The 13751-nt window shown below is 37.8% G+C and carries 12 protein-coding genes; 2 read left to right on the top strand and 10 right to left on the bottom strand.

Going from position 1 to position 13751, the window contains the following annotated elements; translation table 11 throughout:
• Window positions 1–12: 12 nt before the first annotated feature.
• The 10 genes from DIS06_RS13975 to DIS06_RS14020 all read right to left on the bottom strand — a co-directional run bounded on the left by DIS06_RS13975 (window position 13) and on the right by DIS06_RS14020 (window position 12406).
• Complete coding sequence (locus tag DIS06_RS13975; RefSeq protein ID WP_110113868.1) at window positions 13–546, bottom strand: NADPH-dependent FMN reductase; 534 nt, start codon at window positions 544–546, stop codon at window positions 13–15.
• 130 nt (window positions 547–676) lie between these two features.
• The gene (locus tag DIS06_RS13980; RefSeq protein ID WP_110113869.1) at window positions 677–1315 is read right to left on the bottom strand and encodes a response regulator; all 639 of its coding nucleotides are present in this window, start codon (window positions 1313–1315) and stop codon (window positions 677–679) included.
• An 11-nt stretch (window positions 1316–1326) separates the two neighbouring features.
• A complete protein-coding gene (locus tag DIS06_RS13985; RefSeq protein ID WP_110113870.1) occupies window positions 1327–2445 on the bottom strand; it encodes a GAF domain-containing sensor histidine kinase in 1119 nt (372 codons plus the stop codon).
• Window positions 2446–2801: 356 nt separating this feature from the next.
• Entirely contained in the window at window positions 2802–4544 is a 1743-nt protein-coding gene (locus DIS06_RS13990) for a phospho-sugar mutase (protein ID WP_110113871.1), read from the bottom strand.
• A 272-nt stretch (window positions 4545–4816) separates the two neighbouring features.
• Window positions 4817–6484 (bottom strand): glycerol-3-phosphate dehydrogenase/oxidase, encoded by a 1668-nt coding sequence (locus DIS06_RS13995; protein ID WP_110113872.1) that lies wholly within the window; start codon window positions 6482–6484, stop codon window positions 4817–4819.
• 168 nt (window positions 6485–6652) lie between these two features.
• Window positions 6653–8143 (bottom strand): glycerol kinase GlpK, encoded by a 1491-nt coding sequence (glpK, locus tag DIS06_RS14000; RefSeq protein ID WP_110113873.1) that lies wholly within the window; start codon window positions 8141–8143, stop codon window positions 6653–6655.
• 19 nt (window positions 8144–8162) lie between these two features.
• On the bottom strand, window positions 8163–8984 hold the full coding sequence (locus DIS06_RS14005; protein WP_110113874.1) for an MIP/aquaporin family protein: 822 nt from the start codon (window positions 8982–8984) through the stop codon (window positions 8163–8165).
• 177 nt (window positions 8985–9161) lie between these two features.
• Window positions 9162–9716, bottom strand: a complete 555-nt coding sequence (locus DIS06_RS14010; protein WP_110113875.1) for a glycerol-3-phosphate responsive antiterminator — start codon at window positions 9714–9716, stop codon at window positions 9162–9164.
• A 167-nt stretch (window positions 9717–9883) separates the two neighbouring features.
• Window positions 9884–11419: a GNAT family N-acetyltransferase gene (locus DIS06_RS14015; RefSeq protein ID WP_110113876.1), complete on the bottom strand. Its 1536-nt coding sequence runs from the start codon at window positions 11417–11419 to the stop codon at window positions 9884–9886.
• Window positions 11420–11563: 144 nt separating this feature from the next.
• Window positions 11564–12406 (bottom strand): L,D-transpeptidase, encoded by an 843-nt coding sequence (locus DIS06_RS14020; protein ID WP_110113877.1) that lies wholly within the window; start codon window positions 12404–12406, stop codon window positions 11564–11566.
• Between the two features lie 428 nt (window positions 12407–12834).
• On the opposite strand from DIS06_RS14020, the gene DIS06_RS14025 reads away from it, so the two are divergent.
• Window positions 12835–13260 (top strand): disulfide oxidoreductase, encoded by a 426-nt coding sequence (locus DIS06_RS14025; protein WP_110113878.1) that lies wholly within the window; start codon window positions 12835–12837, stop codon window positions 13258–13260.
• Between the two features lie 4 nt (window positions 13261–13264).
• Window positions 13265–13738, top strand: a complete 474-nt coding sequence (locus tag DIS06_RS14030) for a thioredoxin family protein (RefSeq protein WP_110113879.1) — start codon at window positions 13265–13267, stop codon at window positions 13736–13738.
• Window positions 13739–13751 lie beyond the last annotated feature (13 nt).

The raw sequence follows: 13751 nt of genomic DNA on the forward strand, positions 1-13751 counted from the left end.
ATACATACCTTTTTATTGTGCTTGTTTCATTAATTCGTACGTTTTTGCATACATGTGTAACTCTTCGATAAGAGCTTTTACAAGTAAAGATGCTTCCTCATTTAACGTCCCTTGTTCGTGTTGGATATGAATTGGGTCGAGTACAAGTTGCTTCGGAATGACATTCGCGTAGAGAGCACGAGCCACGGTACGCATATTGCTAAGAGCATTCATACCACCTTTTCCTCCGCCAGCAACCGCTAAAACCGCCACTGGTTTATGATGAAATTGCTCGCTTCCTAAAAAGTCTAGTGCATTTTTTAACGCTCCACTCATTGCACTATGATATTCGGGTGACAGTAACACAACTGCGTCTGCTTCTTGAACAGTAGAACGTAGCAATTGTACTACTTCTAGCTCATACTGATGTGGTTCTCCGTTAAAAATCGGTAATTCTAATGTACTTAAATCAACGAGCTGACCACCATATTGATGTTGTAGCTCTTTTGCTACAATTGTTGTTCTTCCTTGCTTTCTAGGGCTTCCGTTTATCATGACAACCTTCATCTTCATCGCTCCATTTTTTCATTTGTTACGACTAGTATACGTGAAAAGCTAAAATGAGAAATCTTACAGAAGGTGGAACATTTCCTCCTAAAAAAGTCGAAAGACATCTACAACTTTAGTCGTAGATGCCTTAAACAAGTCCGTGTTTTACAGCGTAAAGAGCTGCTTGCGTACGATCGGCTACATTTAGTTTTGAGAAGATATTCGATACATGTGTTTTTACAGTCTTTTCTGTAATCACAAGAACAGATGCGATTTCTTTATTGCTTCTTCCTTTTGCAATTTCCATTAATACTTCTCTTTCACGCTTCGTTAATGTATGAAGCAAGCTCGTTTCTTTCTTTTCATTGGCAGATAAATGAGAGAAAACATGAGAAGTCACTTTCGGATGTAGTTGACTTTCACCTCGATGAACAGCGTAAATCGCTTGAACAAGTTGATCTGGTTCAACGTCTTTGAGGTGATAACCAACCGCTCCAGCGCGAATAGCAGGAATAACATGATCCTGGTCCGAAAAGCTTGTTAAAATGAGTACCTTCATTTCTGGTAATTGTTCTTTTAGCTTTTTTGTTGCTTCAATTCCATCCATATTTGGCATGATTAAATCCATTAATACAACGTCTGGCTTCAGCGTTTTAGCGAGTTGCACTGCTTCTACTCCATCTTTGGCTTCCCCAACTACTTCAATTTCGGATTGCGTTTTTAAAAAGAACAGCAAGCCTCTTCTGACAACGTGATGATCATCAGCAATTAGCACTCTAATTTTCATCTTTTCCCCTCCTACAGTGGCATCCAAATTGTCACTTGTGTTCCTTTCCCTAACGAACTTTGAATATGACATGTTCCGTTCACTAATTCTGCTCTCTCTTTCATACTTAACAATCCGAGCGAAGGTAACGTTTGATTTGATTCATAAACGAATCCATCTCCTCTATCTTCGACTGTCATCACAACAGATTGATTTGTGGCTTCAAATGTCACAAACACTTCTTTTACGTTGGCATGCTTACTACAGTTATTCAATGTTTCTTGTCCAATTCTCCATAACACTTCTTCTATTCGTGAAGAGAGATTTAATACACCACGCACATCCATGTGAACAGTTAAGCCAAGTATTTTCCCATAGTCAATTAAAGCGGTACTAATCCCATGTTCTAAGCCTTGTGGCCGAAGTTGCCAGATGAGTGCTTTCATTTCTTTTAATGCGTCTTGCGAAAGCTGTTGCATATAAGTCAACATCTCTTTAATATCAGGGTTCTCTGTCATTTCCTTTGTACCTCTAGCCGTTAGCACAAGTGAAAACAACAATTGATTCACCGAGTCATGAAGATCTCTTGCAAGTCGATTACGCTCTGCTAAAAGCATCAATTCGTTTTCTTTTTTTGCAAGTGTTACTCTCTTTATCGCTGTTCCAATTTGATAAGCTACTCCTTCTAATAGTACAAGTTCGTCATCTGAAAAGTGAACTTTATTTGGAGAAGCAACGTTTAGTAAACCAAACTTTTCATCTCCTGCACGCAACGGAACAGTTGCGTGATGCGTAATACCGTTCGTTTCTCCCCACCCAAACTCAATAGCATCCTCTATTCGCTTACACTCAATAATATTTGTTGCTCGTTTTAATCGCCCATCATTATAACGGTCTATACACCAACACCCACCTTTACACATCGGTCGTTTATCTTGTATACACAGCCCTTCAGGTAGCTTATAATCCGCAACAAGTTCATATTTTCCTTGTGAATCAATCAAGAAAATCCATCCTGTATAAAGTCCTGTTAAATTCAACAGTTTTTTTAATACTTCGTGTAGCATGATTTGTAAATCGTTTTCTGAATTCAGCGTTTCAGCAATTTCTTTTAAGGTACGATTGTCACTACGTTTTTTATGATCTTTCATTTTCATATCCCCTTATAAAGGTTAAACAACTTTACGAAGGCGAAACTCTCTCATTCGTCTCGTCTATCTAAAAGTAGAAGTATCCTCGCTTTTGCATCATGATGAATGTTCAAGTGAATGTACGTTTATTATATCAGGAATGTTATACCATTATCTCTCAAAAGATGGGTGGAGGTTGTCTACATCAAAAGTTGTAGATATTTAAACAAACGTTTGATTAATGCTCTTTTATCCCTTTTAAATCAATGGATTAACGACTTTAAACAAACGTTTGATTAGTGTAAAAAAAGACCGCTACCATTAAACCTTGTTCCTCCAAAGTTTCTGTTAGCGGTCTTTAGTATAAGGCTCTTCTTTTATCTACTTAATACGCCGTTAATTTGATTTAATACATCTTCTTTTACTCGCTCTAATTTAGCCGTACTTTCTTCATCTGTTTGCCCCGTTACTCCAAAATAAAACTTCACTTTTGGCTCTGTACCAGATGGACGTAAACAGAACCACGATTGATCTTCAAGGTAATATTTCAAAACGTTTGATTTTGGCAGTAAAATTTCTTCTTTTGTTTGAACTGACAAAACATGGCGCTCGCTTAGTTTATAATCTTCAACAATTGTTACTTTTTGGCCAGCAATTTCTTCTGGAGGAGCTTGTCTAAACGTCGAAATGATGTGTTCAATTTGTTCTGCTCCTTCTTTTCCTTTTAGCGTTAAAGAGTGTAGTCCTTCACGATAGTATCCATACTGTTCAAAAATTTGGTGAAGAGCTTCATAAAGTGTCATGTCTTTTTTCTTGTAATACGCACATACTTCTACAGCTAAAAGTGCTGCTTGAATAGCATCTTTATCACGTGCAAAATCACCAATTAAATAACCATAACTTTCTTCGTATCCAAACTGAAATTCGTACTCCCCTGTTTGCTCGTATTGCTTAATTTTTTCACCAATAAATTTAAAGCCCGTTAACGTATCAATTGTTTCTAAACCAAACGATTCTGCAATCTTTCGACCAATTTCAGATGTTACAATTGTTTTTAACACAACACCATTAGCTGGTAAGATACCTTTTGCTTTTTTCTCACTCAATAAGTAGTGAAGTAAAATCGCTCCTGTTTGGTTTCCTGTTAAGAGCACATATTGATCATTGTGATCTTTAACTGCAATTCCTAAGCGATCAGCATCAGGATCGGTTGCAATTAACAGATCCGCTCCTACTTTTTCGCCTTCACGAACTGCATATTCAAATGCTGCAGGCTCTTCAGGATTCGGTGATTTCACTGTTGAGAAGTTTGGATCTGGCAGCTCTTGTTCTTGAATAACTGTTACATTTTCATACCCAAGTGTTTGCAACGCTTTTCGTACTGGCTTATTTGCTGTACCATGAAGCGGTGTAAATACAACTTTTAAGTCAGCCCCAACTTCACGTGCTAACTCTGGATGTAATGAAATAGTTTGTAAGCAATCGTTGTAGGCTTCATCCATTTCATGACCAATCATTTCAATTAACCCTTTTTCTTTTAGTGCTTGTTCGGATTCTACTTCAATTTGAAGTTCATTTTCGACAGCACTCACATATGAAACTAATTCGTCAGCTTCTTTCGGTGGTAGCTGACCTCCGTCTGGTCCATATACTTTATAACCGTTATATTCAGGTGGATTATGACTCGCTGTGACGACAATTCCACCAAATGCCTGTAAATGACGAACTGCAAACGATAACTCAGGCGTTGGACGAAGCTCTTCAAACACGTATGCTTTAATACCATGAGTCGCTAATGTTTTGGCTGCTTCCATCGCGAATTCCGGTGATTTATGTCTTGAATCATAGGCAATCGCAACACCTCGTTGTTTCGCCTCTTCTCCTGCTGCTTCAATGTAGCGCGCTAATCCTTCAGATGCTTTTCTTACGGTATAGACATTCATTCGATTTGTACCAGGTCCGATTTCGCCACGCATTCCACCTGTTCCAAATTCTAATTCTTTGTAAAAGCATTCCTCTAGTCGCTTTTCGTCTCCGTTCATCTCTTCTAGTAGAGAACGTGTTTCTGCATCTAAGGCAGGTTCGTTAATCCATGCTGCATATTTTTGCTTCCAACTCATAAGATGAGGCCCCCTTCAGCTGATCGGTAATATGTATGAACAAAGAAAAGACATAACTTTTCTTTACCATTTCGTTTACTTATGGTACTTTACGAAACGTTGCATACAATAGTTCTACAAAAATAACACTCTTCCTGCTTAAAATTTTTCATTTCTTTTTTGCTATACGCTTTCATTTTAACATGTCTAATCACAAAATAGTTGCTCTTACACTTTTTGCATAATAATGGCTCTAACCCAGACGGGAAAGAGCCACTTTATTAAAATAATTGTTAGCTAACTTTGTCACTCGGTGCAGCAACCACTGCATCATGAAGTTGTTTTTCAAGGTCTGCTTTATAATCATTTGTTTGTGCTTCTGTCCATTTTAATGATTCGCTCATGTAACGAACGACATCATCTTTCCACTTTTTCGCCCACTCAATATCAAATAGCACAGCGCCTGTTCGACGAATAAAGAAGTCAACTGGTTTTGTCGCCATTTCTTCATGCATCGCATAATACACTTGTAAGAAGACACTTAACGGTAAGCCACTTTTCTTCAGTTCATCTTGTTGTGTTTCAATATAACTGTAAAGAACATCAATGTTTGAGCCGTAGCGCTTTACAAGCTTCTCTGCTTGCTCATGTGTAAGACCTAGTTTGACTCCCTTTTTCACATGAATATCCATAAATGCTGGGAATCCTTTTGAGCCACCAACATCTCCACCTGAAATTGGCATATGCTTTGTTTTTGATTTATCGAACGTTTTGCCTTCACTTTCTTTCAAGCGCTGCGCAACAAGATCGACAACCATTTCACCCATTTTACGATAACCTGTTAGCTTTCCACCCGCAATCGTAATAAGCCCTGAATCTGATGTCCATACTTCATCTTTACGAGAGATTTCAGATGGATCTTTTCCATCTTCGTGAATTAAAGGTCGTAAACCTGCCCAGCTTGATTCTACATCTTCTTCTGTAATGTTTAATGTAGGGAACATATAAGCAATCGCATCTAATACGTAACGACGATCCTCTACTGTCATACGTGGATATGCCACGTCTCCTGTATAAACTGTATCTGTTGTTCCTACATATGTTTTACCATCACGTGGAATTGCAAAGACCATACGTCCATCTGGTGTATCAAAATAGATCGCTTGTTTTAAAGGGAAACGACTTTCATCAATAATCAAGTGAATACCCTTTGTTAATTTTAGTTGCTTTCCTTTTTTAGAATTGTCTTTTTCACGCAGTGAATCTACCCAAGGACCTGCTGCATTAACAATCTTCTTTGCATACACGTTATAAGATTCGCCTGTTAATTGATCAACAATTACCGCACCAACTACTTTGCCATTTTCATAAAGGAACTTCTCTACTTTTGCATAGTTAGCTGCTGATGTACCGCGTTTTACCGCTTCTTTTACTACTTCAATTGTTAGGCGGGCATCATCTGTTTTGTACTCAACATAATAGCCTCCACCTTTTAATCCATCTGTTTTTACAAGCGGCTCTTTCTCTGTTGTTTCAGCAACACTTAACATTTTTCTTCGCTCAGAGCGCTTAACACCTGCTAAGAAGTCATATACACGTAATCCAATTGACGTAGAAAATTTACCGAATGTTCCTCCTTTATGCATTGGAAGAAGCATCCATTCAGGTGTTGTAACGTGTGGGCCATTTTCATATACAATTTCTCGTTCTTTCCCTACTTCTGCTACCATCTTCACTTCAAACTGCTTTAGATAGCGTAAACCACCGTGTACAAGCTTTGTTGAACGACTTGATGTTCCTGCTGCAAAATCTTGCATCTCAACAAGGGCTGTTTTCATCCCACGAGTTGTTGCATCTAGTGCGATTCCACACCCTGTAATTCCTCCTCCAATAACGAGTAGGTCGAACTGTTGATTACTCATTTCTTCTAATGTATTTAAACGACTTTGACTTGAAAACATGTGTCATTCTCCTTTCAATTTCCATTTTAGACATAAAAAGAGAGACCACAACACACTTACTCCCCTAAATAGGGTGTAAGTGCTTGTGGTCTCTCCCATTCTCCAACCTGTTTATTAACTTGTTTCTATTGTATCATACATCCGTTGGCAATAAAAGTACTTCCTCTATTATTTAAATGCCATTGTTGCATGAACTGCTTTTTTCCACCCTGTATATAATTCTTCTCGTTTTTGCTCATCCATATTCGGCTCAAATGATTTTTCCATATTCCATTGCTGAGCAATCTCTTCTTTGTCTTTCCAATAGCCCACAGCTAGTCCTGCTAAATAAGCTGCACCTAGCGCTGTCGTTTCGTTAACGCTCGGACGCTCGACAGGTACGTCTAAAATATCACTTTGGAATTGCATTAAGAAATCATTTTTCACAACTCCTCCATCTACACGAAGAGTTTTTAATGTAATCCCTGAATCTGCCTCCATTGCACCAAGCACGTCTCTTGTTTGATAAGCAAGAGCTTCTAACGTTGCTCGAATAAGATGCTCTTTTGTTGTACCACGTGTTAATCCAAACATTGCTCCGCGTACATCACTATCCCAATATGGTGTTCCTAGTCCAACAAACGCTGGTACTAAATAAACGCCTTCTGTTGAATCAACTTTTGTCGCATAGTGCTCTGTATCTCTTGCATCTTTTACCATTCGCAGACCGTCACGTAGCCATTGTACTGCTGAACCTGCCACAAAAATACTTCCTTCAAGAGCATATTCAACCTTCCCATCAATTCCCCATGCGATCGTTGTAAGTAATCCGTGCTCAGAAGGTACTGCCTTTTCTCCTGTATTCATAAGCATAAAGCAACCTGTACCGTATGTGTTTTTCGCCATTCCTTTTTCATAACATGCTTGTCCAAATAATGCCGCTTGTTGGTCACCTGCTGCACCCGCAATTGGAATGTTATGACCAAAGAAGTGATAGTCTACTGTATGAGCATATACTTCTGAAGACGGTTTCACTTCAGGCAACATAGACTTTGGTACACCTAAAATCTCTAATAATTCATCATCCCACTGAAGGTCGTAAATATTAAACATCAACGTACGAGCCGCATTCGAATAATCCGTTACATGCGCTTTCCCACCTGATAATTTCCAGATTAACCACGTGTCAATTGTTCCGAACAGTAAGTCCCCGTTTTCTGCTTTTTCTCTTGCTCCTTCTACATTGTCAAGAATCCACTTCACTTTTGTACCAGAGAAGTAAGCATCAATGAGTAATCCTGTTTTTTGACGAAATGTATCACTGTGACCTGCTTCTTTTAGCTCTTCACAAATATCTGCTGTTTGACGTGATTGCCATACAATCGCATTATAAACAGGATTTCCTGTGTGTTTCTCCCACACAACCGTTGTTTCACGTTGATTTGTAATCCCAATTCCTTCGATTTGTTTTGCTGTGATACCTGATTCTGATAAACAAGTTGCAATAACTGCTAAAATTGAACCCCAAATTTCACTCGGGTTATGCTCAACCCAACCTGGCTTTGGAAAGTGTTGTGTAAATTCCTTTTGGGCAACATGCACAATTTCACCCTTTTTATTAAATAACATAGCGCGTGAACTTGTTGTTCCTTGATCTAATGATAAAATATAAGTCTCCATCTTCTATCCCTCTCCTCTTTTATTTTCCATATCCTTCTGATAATCTTGTGCTTTTTATTTTTGTTAGCGCAAATGTGATACCTAATATAATCACTACTGAAACAACTACACCAATTGTCATTGTTCCTGTCTTGTTTTCAAATGCATATTGATAAAATACAGCACCTAGCGAACCTCCTAAAACAGGTCCTAAAACAGGAATCCAAGCATATGACCAGTTTGATCCACCTTTTCCCGGTATCGGTAATAATGCATGCGCAATACGTGGACCTAAATCACGTGCTGGATTAATGGCATATCCTGTTGTACCGCCTAATGAAAGACCAATACTAACGATTAAGAATCCAACAATGAGTGGATTTAAACCTTCTGTAAACTCATTTGCTCCAAGTGCTAGTATACCTAAAACAAGAATGAATGTCCCAATTGTTTCACTTAATAAGTTAGCAAACGGGTTAACAATTGCTGGTCCTGTTGCAAATACACCTAATTTTGTACTAGCATCTTCGGTTTCTTTCCAATGAGGTAAATAGTGTAAATAAATAAGTGCTGATCCTAGCATTGCTCCTAAAAATTGAGCGACAATGTACATTGGTACATCTCCCCAAGCAAATGCTCCTGTCAATGCCAGACCTATTGTAACAGCAGGATTTAAATGTGCACCACTAATATTTCCAACTGCATATACAGCCATCGCAACACCTAATCCCCATCCCATTGTAATAACAATCCAACCTGAATTTGCTGCATACGATTTTTTTAGATTAACCCCCGCGCATACACCTGCACCAAGGACAATTAATATCATAGTTCCAATAACTTCTCCCCAAAAAACTGTCATAGAAACGCCTCCTTTTGGCTACGTAAACGTTTACGTTATGTCGAATAAAAAAGGAGTCCACAAAACACCCATTGCTAGTATTAGTTTTTGGGTACACTGTGGATCTCCTTTTTCTCCGTCACAAAGTATTAACTTGTCTATAGATTACAAGATGTTGAAAGCGTTGTCAACACCTATTTATATCGAAACATGCCATAAATTTCGATCTGATGTTGTCACTGCAGCTGCACCTGCACGTAGCGCTTTTAGTACATCTTCTTCTGTTCGGATGAGTCCACCTGCTAATACAGGAATAGTGGTTTCATTTTGTACTTCTTGAATCATCATCGGCGCAATCCCCGGTAGCAATTCAATATAGTCTGGTTTCACTTTTTTAATAAGCTCATAACTCTTTCGTAACGAGGTACTATCAAGTAAAAATACACGCTGAATTGCATAAATCCCTCGTTGCTTGGCTTTTAATAACACACTAGCACGCGTAGAGATAAGTCCAGCAGGTTTATACTCTTGACATAAAAAGTCAACTGCATATTCATCATGCTTCAACCCATGAATAAGATCAACGTGAATAATGAGCTTTTTACCTGCTCGCTTTGTTTCATTCATAATCCCTTTAAGCAACCCTAGTTGGCTATCTAATAAGACGCCATACTCGAATTCACTTTCTAAAAATTTCTCTAACTGTTTCATATCACGAACAGCCGGTAATACTTGTTGATTATTAAACCCCATTCTTTTCACTCCACTAGTTTTTCTATTTTCTTATTATGACAAAACTTTAAGAAAAAAACACCATACAAAAAAGGCAATATCAAAGACGTAAAAAGTGCGCCATTTGACATTGCCTCTTCTTATCTTGTTCCCTTCAATAAATAGATAGATGAACGGATAAGAAAACGTTATTTCTTATATTTAATATTATATACATCGTGTCGGCGATCTTTTAGCTGACGAACTGTTCCTGATTGGCGTTGACGACGCAAAATCTCTAAGTCCACGTCTCCAATAACAACCATCTCGATATTTGGGTTACATTCTCCTACAATCCCATCACGTGCAAACTCAAAGTCAGATGGTGCAAAAATAGCTGATTGCGCATATTGAATATCCATATTTTCTGTTTGTGGTAAGTTTCCAACTGTTCCAGCAATAACGGTATAAATCTGGTTCTCAACCGCGCGAGCTTGTGCACAGTAACGTACACGCAAATAGCCTTGACGATCTTCTGTACAGAACGGTGTAAAGATAATGTTTGCTCCTTTTTCTGTTGCAATACGAGCTAACTCTGGGAACTCAATGTCATAGCAAATCTGAATTGCAATTTTTCCGCAATCTGTATCAAATACTTCCACTTTATCTCCTGCACTAATCCCCCACCACTTACGTTCATTCGGTGTAATGTGGACTTTGTATTGCTTTTCAATCGTTCCATCACGACGGAAAAGGTAGGCAATGTTATAAATGTTCTCATCTTCTTCTACAAAGTGAGAACCTCCAATAATATTAACGTTGTAGCGAACAGCAAGGTCTGTAAATAGCTCAATATACTCTTCTGTAAATTCAGTGAGTCGCTGCACTGCCTTACTTGGCACTTGTTCATTCAAAAATGACATAAGTTGTGTAGTAAAAATTTCTGGAAACACACAGAAATCTGCACCTGCATCAGCTGCAACATCGGTATAATACTCCACTTGATTTCCAAATTCTTCAAAAGAAGAGATTTGTTTCATCATATATTGTACAACGCACACGCGAACAGGGAATGATGTTTTAAAGTGACGCTTTGTTTTACGAACATAATCTACATTGTTCCATTCCATTAATGTCGCATATTTGTTTGAAGCAAGGTCATCAGGTAAATACCCTGGATTAATACGCATAAGCGTAAATCCATTCATAAGCTGAAATGATAAAACGGGGTCATAAATCTTATGGTGCATCACTTGTTCAACATATTCTCTCGGTGACATTTCACTCGAATGTTTATGATAATTTGGAATGCGCCCACCAATAATGATACTTTTTAGATTTAATTCACGAGCAAGATCTTGACGTGCCTCGTAAAGGCGACGGCCAATCTTCATCCCTCGATACTCTGGATGAACCATAACCTCAATACCGTACAAATTGTATCCTTCTGGATTATGATTTGTAATGTATCCTTCATCTGTAATATCGTCCCATGTATGTTTATCATCATATTCATCAAAGTTTACAATTAAGCTCGAACACGAACCGATAATTTCTCCATCATACTCTGCACAAATTTGGCCTTCCGGAAAAACGGATAAGTGACTTTCTAAATGCTCACGTTTCCACGGTTGCATACCCGGGAAACATAATTTTTGTAGTGCCAAAATATCATCAATATCTTTATGTTCGATATTACGAATAATCATCTTTTTTTCAAATCTTGATAAATCTATTGTCGACATATCTATAACAACCCTTTCAAAAATCTATTCTTCTATTCCCGCTTTTCCAAAAAGGTAAACATTTCTTTTTATTATTTCTCTTTTTCATAAAAAGATGTCATATGAAGAAGGCTTATTTTACGCCCTTCATATGACATCTATTTTTTAATAGTTATAGTATTTTTTCAACTCATTAATTTTGACTGTTGGTAAATAACTTACATGAATTCTACTTAGATTGTGATCAATATACCTTCCACCTACACTGACCACATTTACGTTACGATCTACTTCGTATACTTTATACGTTACTCCAGCTGGTAACGTACCGACAACTGTATATTTGCCATCTCTTTTTTCCATAAGCGGCATAGGTTTGTTGATTTGCACATAACCAATTTGACCTTTTGATAGCTCTAGGTTATTATGACACACACTCTTACAGACAAATGGAGCAGGAGCTGGTGCTGGTGCTGGTGCTGGTGCTGTATTGTAGCCTTTTGACTTTGCAATGTCTTCAAACTTCTTCGAACCAAATTGTCCGATGGCAACTTTTGTGTGAAGTTTTACGCGATCAAATAACCATCTGACATCTTCGTTGTACATACGCACACAGCCAGAACTTACATACTTTCCAATTGAGCTTGAATTATTATTTCCATGGATCGCATAAGTTGTACCATATGTACCTCTTGCGTTCAAGCCTAGCCAACGATCACCTAGTGGATTGTTAGGGGAACCTCCTGGGATGTTCTTCTTATAATAAGGACGGTTTTTAATTTTATTCACAATGCTAAATGTTCCTTCTGGGGTGTAACTCATACTGCGACCGGTTCCCACTTTAAATGTTTTAACGAGCTTTCCGTTATCAAAAAACGCTAATTGATTTGTGGATTTATTAATAATAATGAACTGACCTGTACTACTTGCTTGAGCTGTACTTGTAAAACCGGATAATAGCAAGAAAAAAGTAACAATACCAACGATGACCCTTTTCACCTTTACCATCCCCCTATTTGTCTGTATAGGAAGAATTATAGATTACTTTTTTTTACATTTAAACAGTTTCTACCAAAGATGTCAAAATATTTTAAAAACTTACAAAATAGGAACCTTCCTTTCGACAGCACGATTGATAGACATGTTGTTAGAATGATTTTGTAAACTCAGTTTATATGGAAGAACATACTACTGCTTTTCAAAAAGAGAGAATGCTTAACAACGAGTATCTAGACCTATCTAACTCCCCCATAAAGGTTCATCTATAGCGAATGACTCCACCTCCGCAAGGAGGGGGGGCATTCGCTTAAGTCTAAAAAGTGTCACATAACAGCTCTTCCGTTATGTGACACTTTTTAGACCAATTTATATATTTTACTTTCTTTGGGTTGTCCTCTATAATTTTTATGAGATTATAGCGAATGTGAGGGAAAGGTGTGCAAAACATAAAGAAGGAAACTCTTTTATTTTTCTCATGGGGTGTTTCATTCATTGCTACACTCGGAAGTTTATTTTTTTCTGAGGTCATGAAATATGTCCCTTGTGAATTGTGTTGGTATCAACGAATCTTCATGTATCCACTTGTAATTATTTTAGGCGTTGCTTATGCAAAAAAAGATTATACCGTTACGAAATATATCTTGCCACTGTCCATTATCGGAGGAAGCATCTCAGTGTATCATTACCTCATTCAAAAAGTACCAGCTTTCAGTTCTGCCGCTATTTCTTGTGGTACCGTTCCGTGTACTGGTCAATACATTAACTGGTTAGGGTTTATCACGATTCCATTTTTAGCGCTTACTGCGTTTACAATCATTACAGTTTGTCATATCTTCATTATGCGTCAATCTAAGGAGGGGTAAAACCGTGAAAAAAATTATTCTTTTTGCATCTATTATCCTTGTTATTTTTGGAGCTCTTGTACTTGTCACAAACATGCAGAATAAAGAAAAAGCCGAAGGAAATCCATATGGTAAAGATACAATTCATCCTGAAACTGCAAAACAATTAGATGATCCAAACTATCAAAACCTCATTCTACCTGATGAATTAGATGAAGTAATCGAAAACAAAGAGACAGTTACCGTTTATTTCTACAGCCCACTATGTGAGCATTGTAAAAAAGCAACACCTGTAGTAGCTCCACTAGCAGAAGATATGGGTGTGGATTTACAGAAATTTAATTTACTAGAGTTTGATTCTATGTGGGATAAATATGGTATTGAATCAACTCCAACGATTATTCATTACGTAGATGGTCAAGAAGTAGACCGTCTTGTAGGTAATCAACCTGAAGAAACATTTAAAGCCTTTTTAGAAAAAGCAAAAGCATCGAAATAATAGATTGTGTCCG

It is taken from the genome of Bacillus sp. CGMCC 1.16541, from assembly GCF_003184905.1.
Taxonomy (GTDB): domain Bacteria; phylum Bacillota; class Bacilli; order Bacillales; family Bacillaceae_H; genus Priestia.

Excerpts from the sequence above, each read along its gene's own strand:
- DIS06_RS13975 (WP_110113868.1), bottom strand. The coding sequence starts at position 546 with ATGAAGGTTGTCATGATAAACGGAAGCCCTAGAAAGCAAGGAAGAACA.
- DIS06_RS13980 (WP_110113869.1), bottom strand. The coding sequence starts at position 1,315 with ATGAAAATTAGAGTGCTAATTGCTGATGATCATCACGTTGTCAGAAGA.
- DIS06_RS13985 (WP_110113870.1), bottom strand. The coding sequence starts at position 2,445 with ATGAAAGATCATAAAAAACGTAGTGACAATCGTACCTTAAAAGAAATT.
- DIS06_RS13990 (WP_110113871.1), bottom strand. The coding sequence starts at position 4,544 with ATGAGTTGGAAGCAAAAATATGCAGCATGGATTAACGAACCTGCCTTA.
- DIS06_RS13995 (WP_110113872.1), bottom strand. The coding sequence starts at position 6,484 with ATGTTTTCAAGTCAAAGTCGTTTAAATACATTAGAAGAAATGAGTAAT.
- glpK (WP_110113873.1), bottom strand. The coding sequence starts at position 8,143 with ATGGAGACTTATATTTTATCATTAGATCAAGGAACAACAAGTTCACGC.
- DIS06_RS14005 (WP_110113874.1), bottom strand. The coding sequence starts at position 8,984 with ATGACAGTTTTTTGGGGAGAAGTTATTGGAACTATGATATTAATTGTC.
- DIS06_RS14010 (WP_110113875.1), bottom strand. The coding sequence starts at position 9,716 with ATGGGGTTTAATAATCAACAAGTATTACCGGCTGTTCGTGATATGAAA.
- DIS06_RS14015 (WP_110113876.1), bottom strand. The coding sequence starts at position 11,419 with ATGTCGACAATAGATTTATCAAGATTTGAAAAAAAGATGATTATTCGT.
- DIS06_RS14020 (WP_110113877.1), bottom strand. The coding sequence starts at position 12,406 with ATGGTAAAGGTGAAAAGGGTCATCGTTGGTATTGTTACTTTTTTCTTG.